The sequence below is a fragment of the Streptomyces sp. cf386 genome (assembly GCF_900103585.1).
Lineage (GTDB): Bacteria > Actinomycetota > Actinomycetes > Streptomycetales > Streptomycetaceae > Streptomyces.
On the sequence record NZ_FNHV01000002.1, the window covers coordinates 318,304 to 330,892 of the forward strand.

Annotated in this window: 10 protein-coding genes; all 10 read left to right on the top strand. The window is 71.8% G+C overall.

The features are described 5' to 3' along the window. Nucleotides 1-92 precede the first annotated feature (92 nt). The 10 genes from BLU79_RS05665 to BLU79_RS05710 all read left to right on the top strand — a co-directional run bounded on the left by BLU79_RS05665 (nucleotide 93) and on the right by BLU79_RS05710 (nucleotide 12,560). Entirely contained in the window at nucleotides 93-1,217 is a 1,125-nt protein-coding gene (locus BLU79_RS05665) for a lipid II:glycine glycyltransferase FemX (protein WP_093904485.1), read from the top strand. 156 nt (nucleotides 1,218-1,373) lie between these two features. After that, a complete protein-coding gene (locus tag BLU79_RS05670; protein ID WP_371131813.1) occupies nucleotides 1,374-2,321 on the top strand; it encodes an EamA family transporter in 948 nt (315 codons plus the stop codon). Nucleotides 2,322-2,411: 90 nt separating this feature from the next. Beyond that, nucleotides 2,412-3,206 carry a TIGR03084 family metal-binding protein gene (locus BLU79_RS05675; RefSeq protein ID WP_093904486.1) on the top strand — a complete coding sequence of 265 codons (795 nt, stop codon included), beginning with the start codon at nucleotides 2,412-2,414 and terminating at the stop codon, nucleotides 3,204-3,206. Further along, the gene (locus BLU79_RS05680) at nucleotides 3,203-4,942 is read left to right on the top strand and encodes an acyclic terpene utilization AtuA family protein (protein ID WP_093904487.1); all 1,740 of its coding nucleotides are present in this window, start codon (nucleotides 3,203-3,205) and stop codon (nucleotides 4,940-4,942) included. The genes BLU79_RS05675 and BLU79_RS05680 overlap by 4 nt, the downstream gene beginning before the upstream one ends. After that, nucleotides 4,939-6,537: an acyl-CoA carboxylase subunit beta gene (locus tag BLU79_RS05685; RefSeq protein WP_093904488.1), complete on the top strand. Its 1,599-nt coding sequence runs from the start codon at nucleotides 4,939-4,941 to the stop codon at nucleotides 6,535-6,537. Before BLU79_RS05680 ends, BLU79_RS05685 begins: the two co-directional genes overlap by 4 nt. A gap of 11 nt (nucleotides 6,538-6,548) precedes the next feature. Beyond that, on the top strand, nucleotides 6,549-8,390 hold the full coding sequence (locus BLU79_RS05690) for an acetyl/propionyl/methylcrotonyl-CoA carboxylase subunit alpha (RefSeq protein WP_093904489.1): 1,842 nt from the start codon (nucleotides 6,549-6,551) through the stop codon (nucleotides 8,388-8,390). 57 nt (nucleotides 8,391-8,447) lie between these two features. Next, entirely contained in the window at nucleotides 8,448-9,587 is a 1,140-nt protein-coding gene (locus tag BLU79_RS05695) for an acyl-CoA dehydrogenase family protein (RefSeq protein WP_093904490.1), read from the top strand. A gap of 35 nt (nucleotides 9,588-9,622) precedes the next feature. Continuing rightward, entirely contained in the window at nucleotides 9,623-11,200 is a 1,578-nt protein-coding gene (locus BLU79_RS05700) for a 4-coumarate--CoA ligase family protein (protein WP_093904491.1), read from the top strand. Further along, nucleotides 11,197-11,931 (top strand): enoyl-CoA hydratase family protein, encoded by a 735-nt coding sequence (locus BLU79_RS05705; RefSeq protein WP_093904492.1) that lies wholly within the window; start codon nucleotides 11,197-11,199, stop codon nucleotides 11,929-11,931. The genes BLU79_RS05700 and BLU79_RS05705 overlap by 4 nt, the downstream gene beginning before the upstream one ends. Next, nucleotides 11,919-12,560, top strand: a complete 642-nt coding sequence (locus tag BLU79_RS05710; RefSeq protein WP_093904493.1) for a TetR/AcrR family transcriptional regulator — start codon at nucleotides 11,919-11,921, stop codon at nucleotides 12,558-12,560. Before BLU79_RS05705 ends, BLU79_RS05710 begins: the two co-directional genes overlap by 13 nt. Nucleotides 12,561-12,589: the final 29 nt, after the last annotated feature.

The window sequence follows — 12,589 nt, forward strand, 5'->3', positions numbered from 1 at the left end:
TCGTGCGCGAGTGGGCCGGGGAACCGTGAGGCGGTCGGGGGTCGTGCATAGGCTCGAAGATCACCGCGGCCACCGACCGTCAGGAGCCCCGCATGCCCCTCCGCGTCCAGCCCATCACCCGCGACGAGCACCTCGCCTTCGTCGCGTCCCGCCCCGCCGCCAGCCATATGCAGGTGCCCTCCTGGGGTGAGGTGAAGCCCGACTGGCGGGCGGAGAGTCTCGGGTGGTCCGACGAGGCGGGGCGGCTGGTGGGCGCCGGGCTGGTGCTGTACCGGCCGCTTCCGAAGGTGAAGAAGTACCTCGCCTACCTTCCCGAGGGCCCGCTCGTCGACTGGTACGCCCCCGACCTCGGCGAACGCTGGCTCGAACCGATGCTCGCCCACCTCAAACGGCAGGGCGCCTTCTCGGTCAAGATGGGCCCGCCCGTCGTCGTACGCCGCTGGAGCGCCGAGGCGGTGAAGGCGGCCATCGCCGACCCGGCCGCCCGGCGGCTGCGGGACGCGGAGCCGACGTCGTGCGAACCGGGCGCCTCGGACATCGCCGAGCGGCTGCGGCGAAGCGGTTGGCGGCAGACCGAGCCGGGGGGCGAGGAGGGCTTCGCCGCGGGGCAGCCGCGCTACGTCTTCCAGGTGCCGTTCGCCGGACGGTCGTTGGACGACATCCAGCGCGGTCTCAACCAGCAGTGGCGGCGCAACATCAAGAAGGCCGAGAAGGCGGGCGTGCAGGTCGTGCGGGGCGGCCACGAGGACCTGCCCGCCTTCTACGACCTCTACGCCGAGACCGCCGAGCGCGACCGCTTCATCCCGCGCCCCCTGCCCTACTTCCAGCGCATGTGGACCGCGCTCACCGCCGAGCACCCCGACCGTATGCGGCTCTACCTCGCCCGGCACGACGGCGACACCCTCGCCGCCGCCACCATGATCACCGTCGGTGGCCATGTCTGGTACTCCTACGGCGCCTCCACCAGCCGCAAGCGCGAGGTCCAGCCCAACAACGCCATGCAGTGGCGCATGATGACCGACGCCCACGAACTCGGCGCCTCCGTCTACGACTTCCGAGGCATCACCGACACCCTGGAGGACTCCAACCACCTGCTGGGCCTGCTGCGGTTCAAGGTGGGTGCCGGCGGCGAGGCCGTCGAGTACCTGGGGGAGTGGGACTTCCCGCTCAACCGGCTGCTGCACAAGGCGCTGGATCTGTACATGGCGCGTCGGTAGCGGGCCGCAGGGGGACGGTCCGGGTCTTGGCGGGCCCTCCCCGTCCACATTCCGGGACAGTGGCATAACGGGTTCACACACCTGACGTAGTCCACTACCCTGGACTCGGCAGTACAGCACGATGCACACCCGCCGAGCCAAGCCCCTGGAACGCCCGTGAGTACCCCCGATGCCGCCGCCACGCCCGCACCGACCCGCACCCGTACGGTCATGCCCGAGCCGACGGCCGGCGCCCCGCGCCGGTGGGGCTCGCTCGGCCCGGTGGGCCTGGTGCTCGCCGGCGGGGTCTCGGTGCAGTTCGGCGGCGCCCTGGCGGTGAGCCTGATGCCGCGGGCCGGCGCGCTCGGCGTGGTGGCGCTGCGGCTGCTGGTGGCGGCGGTCGTCCTGCTGCTGATCTGCCGGCCCCGGCTGCGCGGTCACTCCCGTACCGACTGGGGCACGGTGATCGTCTTCGGTATCACGATGGCCGCGATGAACGGCCTCTTCTACCAGTCGGTCGCCCGTATCCCGCTGGGCCCCGCGGTCACCCTGGAAGTGCTCGGCCCGCTCGCGCTCTCCGTCCTGACCTCGCGCCGCCTGGTCAACGTCGTCTGGGCCGGGCTCGCCCTCGCCGGTGTCTTCCTTCTCGGCGGCGGAGGCTTCGAGAGCCTCGACCCCATAGGTGTCGCATTTGCCCTGGCGGCCGGCGCCATGTGGGCGGCCTACATAGTCTTCAGCGCGCGCACCGGCCGACGCTTCCCGCAGGCCGACGGGCTGGCGCTCGCGATGGCCGTGGGCGCCGTCCTGTTCCTGCCGCTGGGGATCGTCGAATCGGGCGCGAAGCTCCTCGACCCGGTGACCCTCGGGCTCGGCGCCGCCGTGGCGATCCTCTCCTCGGTCCTCCCCTACACCCTCGAACTCCTCGCCCTGCGGCGCATGCCCGCGCCGACCTTCGCGATCCTGATGAGCCTGGAGCCGGCCGTCGCCGGGGCCGCCGGGTTCCTCATCCTCGACCAGGCCCTGTCCGCCGCCCAGGCCGTCGCCATCGCCCTGGTCATCGCGGCGAGCATGGGGGCGGTGCGGACGCAGGTGGGGCGCAAGGGTCGTGCCGACCGCTCCGACTGACCTTTGGTAGTGGATGCGGCTGGGAGTGGGTGCAGCTGAATTAATGCAAGCATGCTTGCTTGTTTCTGGCCTCGCTGCCATGCTCCCCCCATGGCCGACCCGACGCCCGTGTTCGACGACCTGCGTGCCGAAAGCGACGAACTCGATCTGCTCGTCGCCGAGTTGAGCCCCGAGCGGTGGGCGCTGCCCACGCCCGCCCCCGGCTGGAGCGTCGCCCACCAGATCGCCCACCTCGCCTGGACGGACCACTCGGCGCTGCTGGCGGTGACCGACGTGGACGCGTTCCACACGCTGGTGGAGAAGGCGCTGGTGTCGCCCGGGTCGTTCGTCGACGAGGGAGCGGAGGAGGGGGCCGGGCTGCCGCCCGCCGGGCTGCTGGCGCGGTGGCGGGAAGGACGGGCCGCCCTCGACACGGCGCTGCGCGAGGCGGACCATGGCGTCCGGTTCCCCTGGTACGGCCCACCCATGTCCGCCGCCTCCATGGCCACGGCCCGACTCATGGAGACCTGGGCCCACGGTCTGGACATCGCCGACGCGCTGGGTGTGGTGCGCACACCCAGCGACCGGCTGAAGCATGTGGTGTGGATCGGGGTACGCACCCGGGACTTCGCCTTCGGCGTCCACGGACTCCCCGCACCTCTCGACGACTTCCGCATCGAACTCGTCGCGCCGTCCGGCGCGTTGTGGACCTACGGCCCCGAAGACGCCGCACAGCGTGTGACCGGCCCGGCGCTCGACTTCTGCAAGCTCGTCACCCAGCGCGCCCACCGCTCCGACCTCGCCCTGCGCGCCGAGGGCCCCGACGCCGACCGCTGGTTCGACCTCGCCCAGGTCTTCGCCGGCCCGCCCGGCGAGGGCCGCGCACCGAAGGGAGCCTCGCTGTGACGCCCACGCAGGCTTCCCGCCCGCTGCGGATCGGCAACGCCTCCGGCTTCTACGGCGACCGCTTCGACGCCATGCGCGAGATGCTCACCGGCGGCGAACTGGACGTCCTCACCGGCGACTACCTCGCCGAGCTGACCATGCTGATCCTCGGCCGCGACCGGCTGAAGGACCCCGGCGCCGGATACGCCCGCACCTTCCTGCGCCAGCTGGAGGAGTGCCTCGGGCTCGCGCACGAACGCGGCGTCCGGATCGTCGCCAACGCGGGCGGCCTCAACCCGGCCGGGCTGGCGGACGCCGTACGGCAGTTGGCCGACCGCCTCGGTGTCCCCGTCCGCGTCGCCCACGTCGAGGGCGACGACCTCACCGCCGCCCACCCCGGCAGCCTCGCCGCCCACGCCTACCTCGGCGGCTTCGGTATCGCGGCCTGTCTGCACGAGGGCGCCGACATCGTGGTCACCGGGCGGGTGACGGACGCGGCCCTGGTCACCGGGCCCGCCGCCGCCCACTTCGGCTGGGGGCCCGGCGACCACGACCGGCTCGCGGGCGCCGTCGTCGCCGGACATGTGCTGGAGTGCGGGGCACAGGCGACCGGCGGCAACTACGCCTTCTTCCATGAGTTCCGGAGGAGCGGGGCGGGCGCGCGGGGCGGCGGCGACCTCCGCCGCCCCGGCTTCCCGCTCGCCGAGCTCCACGAGGACGGCACCTGCGTCATCACCAAGCACCCCGGCACCGGCGGCTTCGTCGACGTCGGCACGGTCACGGCCCAGCTGCTGTACGAGACGGCGGGCGCCCGGTACGCGGGACCGGACGTCACCGCTCGCCTGGACACCGTACGGCTCACTCAGGACGGCCCCGATCGCGTCCGCATCGAGGGCGTACGCGGAGAGGCGCCGCCCCCGACCCTCAAGGTCGGCGTCAACCGCCTCGGTGGCTTCCGGGGCGAGGTCGCCTTCGTGCTCACCGGCCTCGACATCGAGGCCAAGGCCGCCCTGGTGCGCGAGCAGATGACGGACGCGCTCGCCAAGTCACCGCCTGCTGACGTGCGGTGGGACCTGGTCCGCACCGACCGGCCCGACGCCCCGACCGAGGAGACGGCGAGCGCGCTGCTTCGGCTCGTCGTGCGCGACCGGGACCAGGAGACCGTCGGGCGGGCCCTGAGCGGGGCCGCAGTGGAGCTGGCACTCGCCAGTTACCCCGGCTTCCATGTGCTGGCGCCACCTGGGAAGGGCTCGCCCTATGGGGTCTTCGAGGATGTGTATGTCCCCCATGGTGCCGTCGACCATGTGGCCGTCCTCCATGACGGACGCCGGGTCCCTGTGCCGCCGGCCCACGGCATCGCCGTACTCGACGAAGTCCCCGAGCCGCCCCTGCCGCAGCCCCTGCCGCAGCCGCTGCCGTCCGGCCCCACCCAGCGCGCCCCCCTCGGCCGCATCGCGGGCGCCCGCAGCGGGGACAAGGGAGGCAACGCCAACGTCGGTGTCTGGGTGCGGACGGACGAGGCCTGGCGCTGGCTGGCGCACGAGCTCACGGTCGACCGATTCCGGCAGCTGATCCCCGAAAGCAGCCGGCTGAAGGTCACCCGGCACCCGCTCCCCAACCTCCGCGCCCTCAACTTCGTCGTCGAAGGCATCCTCGGCGAGGGAGTCGCCGCCCAGCACCGCTTCGACCCGCAGGCCAAGGCCCTCGGCGAATGGCTGCGCAGCCGCCACCTCGACATCCCGGAGACTCTCCTGTGACCGTCCTCGCCTCAGCCCTGGACCCGAAGAGCCCCGAACATGCGGCCAACCGCGAGGCCATGCTGGCCAAGCTCGCCGAACTGGACACCGAGCACGCCAAGGCCCTCGCGGGCGGCGGGGAGAAGTACGTCCAGCGGCACCGAAAGCGCGGCAAGCTGCTCGCCCGCGAGCGCATCGAGCTGCTCCTCGACCCCGACACGCCCTTCCTGGAGCTGTCCCCGCTGGCCGCCTGGGGCAGCGACTACACGGTCGGCGCTTCCCTCGTGACCGGTATCGGGGTGGTCGAGGGCGTGGAGTGTCTGATCACCGCCAACGACCCGACCGTGCGCGGGGGAGCGAGCAATCCCTGGTCGCTGAAGAAGGCCCTGCGCGCGAACGACATCGCGCTCGCCAACCGGCTGCCCTGCATCAACCTCGTCGAGTCGGGCGGGGCCGACCTGCCGTCCCAGAAGGAGATCTTCATCCCCGGAGGCGCCATCTTCCGGGATCTGACACGGTTGTCGGCGGCCGGGATCCCGACCGTGGCGGTCGTCTTCGGCAACTCGACGGCCGGCGGCGCGTACGTCCCCGGCATGTCCGACCACGTGATCATGGTCAAGGAGCGCGCCAAGGTGTTCCTCGGCGGTCCGCCCCTGGTGAAGATGGCGACCGGTGAGGAGAGCGACGACGAGTCGCTGGGCGGCGCGGAGATGCACGCGCGCGTGTCGGGTCTCGCGGACTACTTCGCCGTCGACGAGCCGGACGCGCTGCGGCAGGCACGGCGGGTCATCGCCCGCCTCAACCACCGCAAGGCGTACGGCGATCCGGGCCCGGCCGAACCGCCCAAGTACGACGCGGAGGAACTGCTCGGGATCGTGCCGGGCGATCTGCGCACCCCCTTCGACCCGCGCGAGGTCATCGCCCGGATCGTCGACGCCTCCGACTTCGACGAGTTCAAGCCGATGTACGGGACGAGCCTGACCACCGGCTGGGCGGCGCTGCACGGCTATCCCGTGGGCATCCTGGCCAACGCCCAGGGCGTCTTGTTCAGCGAGGAGTCGCAGAAGGCGGCCCAGTTCATCCAGTTGGCCAACCAGCGGGACATCCCCCTCCTCTTCCTCCACAACACCACCGGCTACATGGTCGGCAAGGAGTACGAGCAGGGCGGCATCATCAAGCACGGCGCGATGATGATCAACGCCGTGAGCAACAGCAGGGTCCCGCACCTGTCCGTGCTCATGGGCGCTTCGTACGGGGCCGGGCACTACGGCATGTGCGGGCGGGCCTACGACCCCCGCTTCCTCTTCGCCTGGCCCAGCGCCAAGTCGGCCGTCATGGGCCCGCAGCAGCTCGCCGGAGTGCTCTCGATCGTCGCCCGGCAGTCGGCGGCGGCGAAGGGGCAGCCGTACGACGAGGAGGCGGACGCCGCGCTGCGCGCCATGGTGGAGCAGCAGATCGAGTCGGAGTCGCTGCCGATGTTCCTGTCCGGGCGGCTGTACGACGACGGCGTCATCGACCCGCGCGACACCCGTACCGTCCTCGGCCTGTGCCTGTCCGCGATTCACACGGCTGCCTACGAGGGCGCGCGTGGCGGCTTCGGCGTCTTCCGGATGTGAGGGACCTTCCAGTGATCACTTCTGTCCTCGTCGCCAACCGGGGCGAGATCGCCTGCCGGATCTTCCGCACCTGCGGTGAGTTGGGAATCCGGACGGTCGCCGTGTACTCGGACGCCGACGCGAACGCCCTCCACACGCGCGTGGCCGACGCTGCCGTACGGCTGCCGGGAGCGGCGCCCTCCGTCACGTATCTGGACGGCGACCTGATCGTGAAGGCGGCCGTGGCCGCCGGCGCGGACGCCGTGCACCCCGGCTACGGCTTCCTCTCCGAGAACGCCGACTTCGCGCGCGCCGTCCTCGACGCCGGGCTCGTCTGGATCGGCCCGCCCCCGGAGGCGATCGAGGCGATGGCGTCCAAGACGCGGGCGAAGGAGCTGATGGGGCTGGCGCCCCTGGGCGAGGTCACCGAGGCCGACCTCCCGGTCCTGGTGAAGGCGGCTGCGGGCGGCGGCGGACGTGGGATGCGTGTCGTACGCCGCCCGGAGGAGCTGAGCGACGCCCTGGAGGGCGCACGCGCCGAGGCCGCCAGTGCCTTCGGTGACGGTGAGGTGTTCGTCGAGCCGTACATCGAGAACGGCCGCCACGTCGAGGTGCAGATCCTCGCCGACACCCATGGCACGGTCTGGGCCCTCGGCACCCGGGACTGCTCCCTCCAGCGCCGCCACCAGAAGGTGATCGAGGAGTCCCCGGCGCCCGGCCTCACCGAGCGGCTCACGGACGAACTGCACACGCTGGCCGTACGCGCCGCCCGCGCCGTCGACTACGTCGGCGCCGGCACCGTCGAGTTCCTGGTGGCCGGCGACAAGGCGCACTTCCTGGAGATGAACACCCGCCTTCAGGTCGAACACCCCGTGACGGAGGCCGTCTTCGACATCGACCTGGTCGCGGAACAACTCCGCGTCGCCGAAGGCCACGCCCTCGCCGACGAACCGCCACACGCGCGTGGCCACGCCGTAGAGGCCCGCCTGTACGCCGAGGACCCGGCCCGCGACTGGGCTCCGCAGACCGGCACCCTGCACCGCTTCGCCGTACCCGAGGGCGTCCGGCTGGACACCGGCTTCACCGACGGCGACGAGATCGGCGTCCACTACGACCCGATGCTCGCCAAGCTCATCGCCCATGCCCCCACGCGCGCGGGCGCCATCCGCAAGCTCGCGGGCGCCCTGGAACGCTCGACACTCCATGGCCCCCTCACCAACCGCGACCTCCTCGTCCGCTCCCTGCGCCACGAGGAGTTCACGTCCGCCCGCATGGACACCGCCTTCTACGACCGCCACCTCACGGACCTCACCGACCCGGCACCCGACCCGTACGCCCCCTTGGCCGCCGCCCTCGCCGACGCCCACGGCCGCTCCCGCTTCGCCGGCTGGCGCAACGTGCCCTCCCAGCCGCAGACCAAGCGCTACGCCATGGCCGGCGAGGAGATCGAGGTCCGCTACCGCCACACGCGCGCGGGCCTGGAGGCCGACGGGGTGCGGATCGTCCACGCCGATGCCGCCCTGGTCGTACTCGAAGCGGACGGCGTACGAAGGAACTTCGAGGTGGCGAGGTACGGCGACGAGATCCACGTGAACGCCACCCGCCTCACCGCCCTGCCCCGCTTCCCGGACCCGACGGAACAGCACACACCGGGCTCCCTGCTCGCGCCGATGCCGGGGACGGTCGTACGCGTGGCTGAGGGGCTGGCCGTAGGAGCGCCTGTGCGGGCCGGGGAGCCCCTGCTGTGGCTGGAGGCGATGAAGATGCAGCACAAGATCGCGGCACCGGTCACAGGGACGCTGACGGCTTTGCATGCAGTACCTGGCCTACAGGTGACGGTCGGCGCATTGCTGGCGGTAGTGCAGGAGACCTGAAGGGGCGCGGGGAACTGCGCGACCAGCCACACACAACCCGCACCCGGGAGGAGCCCCATGCCCACCACTCTCGCATCCGAAGAACACAAGGTCCTACGATCCGCAGTCGCCGCCCTCGGCAAGCGCCACGGCCGCACCTATGACCGAGAAGCACTCTGGGCCGAAGCAGCCAAGCTCGGCTACCTCGGCGTCAACCTGCCGGAGGCATACGGCGGCGGAGGCGGCGGAATCGCCGAACTCTCCATCGTCCTCGAAGAGCTGGGCGCAGCCGGATGCCCGCTCCTGATGATGGTCGTGTCCCCCGCCATCTGCGGCACGGTCATCGCCCGCTTCGGCACGGAAGAACAGAAACAGCACTGGCTTCCCGGACTCGCCGACGGCACCCGCACCATGGCCTTCGGCATCACCGAACCCGACGCCGGCTCCAACAGCCACCGCATCACCACCACGGCCCGACGCGACCCGGACACCGGAGACTGGATCCTCACCGGCCGCAAAGTCTTCATCTCCGGCGTCGACATAGCCGACGCCACCCTCATAGTCGGCCGCACCGAAGACGCCCGCACCGGCAACCTCAAGCCCTGCCTGTTCATCGTCCCCCGAGACGCCGAAGGCTTCACACGCCACCAGATCGACATGGAACTGAACGCCGCGGAGAAGCAGTTCGAGCTGACCCTCGACGACGTACGGCTCCCCGCCGACGCACTCGTCGGCGACGAGGACGCCGGCCTCCTCCAGCTCTTCGCCGGCCTCAACCCCGAGCGCATCATGACGGCCGCCTTCGCGATCGGCATGGGACGCTACGCCCTCGCCCGTGCCGTCGAGTACGCGCGCGACCGCACCGTCTGGAAGGCCCCCATCGGCTCCCACCAGGCCATCGCGCACCCCCTCGCCCAGGCGCACATCGACCTCGAACTGGCCCGGCTGATGATGCAGAAGGCTGCCCTTCTGTACGACGCGGGGGACGACGTCGGCGCCGGTGAGGCCGCCAACATGGCCAAGTACGCGGCCGGGGAGGCCTGTGTGAAGGCCGTCGACCAGGCCGTGCACACCCTCGGCGGCAACGGCCTCACGCGCGAGTTCGGTCTCGCCTCGTTGATAACCGCCGCGCGCGTGTCTCGTATTGCTCCGGTGAGCCGGGAGATGATTCTCAACTACGTCTCCCACCAGACCCTCGGTCTGCCGAAGTCGTACTGACCGGCACGACCGGCACCGTGTCGCGAGGAGGAACCGTGTTCCGCAGCGAGTACGCAGACGTCCCGGCCGTAGAACTCCCCATCCACGAGGCCGTACTGGGCCGCGCCGCCGAGTTCGGGGACGCGCCCGCGCTCGTCGACGGCACGGACGGCATGACCCTGACCTACGAGCAGCTCGACCGCTTCCACCGGCGCATATCCGCCGCCCTCGCCGAGGCGGGCGTCCGCAAGGGCGACGTCCTCGCCCTGCACAGCCCCAACACGGTGGCCTTCCCGACGGCGTTCTACGCCGCCACGCGCGCGGGTGCCTCCGTCACGACCGTGCACCCGCTCGCCACGCCCGAGGAGTTCGCCAAGCAGCTGACGGACTCGGCGGCCCGCTGGATCATCACCGTCTCACCGCTGCTGGAGACCGCCCGCCGGGCCGCCGAACTCGCGGGCGGCGTCCAGGAGATCTTCGTGTGCGACAGCGCGCCCGGACACCGGTCGCTCATCGACATGCTGGCCTCCGCCGCCCCCGAACCGCAGGTCGACATCGACCCCGTGGCGGACGTCGCGGCCCTGCCGTACTCGTCGGGCACCACCGGCATCCCCAAGGGCGTGATGCTCACCCACCGCCAGATCGCCACCAACCTCGCCCAGCTCGAACCCACCATCCCGGCAGGCCCCGGCGACCGCATCCTCGCCGTGCTGCCCTTCTTCCACATCTACGGCCTGACCGCTCTGATGAACGCGCCCCTGAGGCTGGGCGCGACGGTCGTCGTCCTGCCCCGTTTCGACCTGACGACCTTCCTCGCGGCCATCCAGAACCACCGCATCACCGGCCTGTACGTGGCTCCGCCGATCGTCCTGGCCCTCGCCAAGCACCCGCTGGTCGCGCAGTACGACCTGTCGTCCCTGAAGTACATCGTCAGCGCCGCCGCACCCCTGGACGCGGCGCTCGCGGCCGCCTGCTCGCAGCGCCTCGGACTGCCGCCGATCGGCCAGGCGTACGGCATGACGGAACTGTCCCCCGGCACCCATGTCGTCCCGCTGGCCGCGATGCACGACGCGCCCGCCGGAACCGTCGGCAGGCTCATCCCCGGCACCGAGATGCGCATCGTCTCCCTCGACGACCCCGACAAGGACCTCGGCGTCGGCGAGGCCGGAGAGATCCTCATCCGCGGCCCCCAGGTCATGAAGGGCTACCTCGGCCGCCCCGACGCCACCGCCGCGATGATCGACGAGGACGGCTGGCTGCATACAGGCGACGTGGGCCATGCGGACGCCGACGGCTGGCTCTTCGTCGTGGACCGCGTCAAGGAGCTCATCAAGTACAAGGGCTTCCAGGTGGCCCCCGCCGAGCTGGAGGCGCTCCTGCTCACCCACCCCGGCATCGCGGACGCGGCGGTGATCGGCGTCTACAACGACGACGGCAACGAGGTCCCGCACGCCTACGTGGTCCGCCAGCCGTCCGCCACCGACCTCTCCGAAGGAGAGGTCATGATGCACGTCGCCGAACGCGTCGCCCCCTACAAGCGCGTCCGCCAGGTCACCTTCATAGACGGCGTCCCCCGGGCCGCCTCCGGGAAGATCCTGCGCCGCGAACTACGAACACTCGGGAAGGCCACGTGACACTGATCGGCCGCACACGCGCGCGGGGCGTCGAAACCCTCACCCTCGACGCCCCGCACAACCGCAACGCGCTCTCGGCGGCGCTCGTGGGCGAACTGGCCGACGCGCTGACGGACTGCGCCAAGGACACCGACGTACGCGCGATCGTCCTCACCCACACCGGCAACACCTTCTGCGCGGGTGCGGACCTGCGCGACCCGCCGCCCCCGGACGGACTGGTCGCGCTGCTCCGCCAGATCGTGGAGCTGCCCAAACCCGTCGTCGCCCGGGTCACCGGCCACGTACGCGCGGGCGGCCTCGGCCTGCTCGCCGCCTGCGACATCTCGGCCGCGTCACCCCAGGCCACCTTCGCCTTCACGGAGGTCCACATAGGCGTGGCCCCCGCGGTGATCTCGCTGACCCTGCTCCCGCGCACCGACCCCCGCGCCCTGGCCCGCTACTACCTCACCGGCGAACGCTTCACCGCACCGGAGGCGACCCGCATCGGCCTGCTGACGACCGACGGCGAGGACGTCGACGAGACGCTGGCCCCCGTCCTGGACGGCCTCCGCAGAGCCGCCCCCCAGGCCCTGGCCGAGACGAAGGCGCTGCTCACGGCTAAGGTGCTGGAAACCTTCGACCGGGACGCGGCCGACCTGACCGCACTCTCGGCCCGGCTGTTCTCCTCCGCGCAGGCCCGCGAGGGGATGACGGCCTTCCTCGAAAGACGGGATCCCGCATGGGTGGTGTGAGCACAGCAGGCGACCGTGCCGACAGCGCGGCCCGCGAGGCCCGCGCGGACCGCGTACCCAAGCAGGACCGCAGCCGCGCCACCCGGCAGCGGCTCCTGGAAGCCGCCGTGGCCTGTCTCGCCGAGCACGGCTGGGCGGGCTCCACGGTCTCCGTCGTCGCCGAACGCGCCGGCGTCTCCCGCGGCGCCGCCCAGCACCACTTCCCGACCCGCGAGGACCTCTTCACCGCGGCGGTCGAGTACGTCGCCGAGGAACGCTCCCTCGCCCTGCGCGCCCTGTTCCCCGAGGGCGCGGCGGGCGACCGGCGCGCGGTCGTCTCCGCCCTCGTCGACCTCTACACCGGCCCCCTCTTCCGCGCGGCCCTGCACCTGTGGGTGGCCGCGTCGAACGAGGAGCAGCTGCGCCCCCGCGTGACGGAACTGGAGGCACGCGTGGGCCGCGAGACCCACCGGATAGCGGTGGACCTGCTCGGCGCCGACGAATCCCGCCCGGGCGTACGCGAGACGGTCCAGGGCCTCCTCGACATGGCCCGAGGCCTGGGCCTCGCCAACCTCCTCACCGACGACGCCGCCCGCCGGGAGCGGGTGGTGGTGCAGTGGGCGGGGTTGCTGGAGGAAGCGCTCGGCTGAGGACGCGACCGGACCTGAACCGCCGACCA

What these genes read in the sequence shown, in the direction of transcription:
- BLU79_RS05665 (WP_093904485.1), top strand. Translation starts at nt 93, where the DNA reads ATGCCCCTCCGCGTCCAGCCCATCACCCGCGACGAGCACCTCGCCTTC.
- BLU79_RS05675 (WP_093904486.1), top strand. Translation starts at nt 2,412, where the DNA reads ATGGCCGACCCGACGCCCGTGTTCGACGACCTGCGTGCCGAAAGCGAC.
- BLU79_RS05695 (WP_093904490.1), top strand. Translation starts at nt 8,448, where the DNA reads ATGCCCACCACTCTCGCATCCGAAGAACACAAGGTCCTACGATCCGCA.
- BLU79_RS05710 (WP_093904493.1), top strand. Translation starts at nt 11,919, where the DNA reads ATGGGTGGTGTGAGCACAGCAGGCGACCGTGCCGACAGCGCGGCCCGC.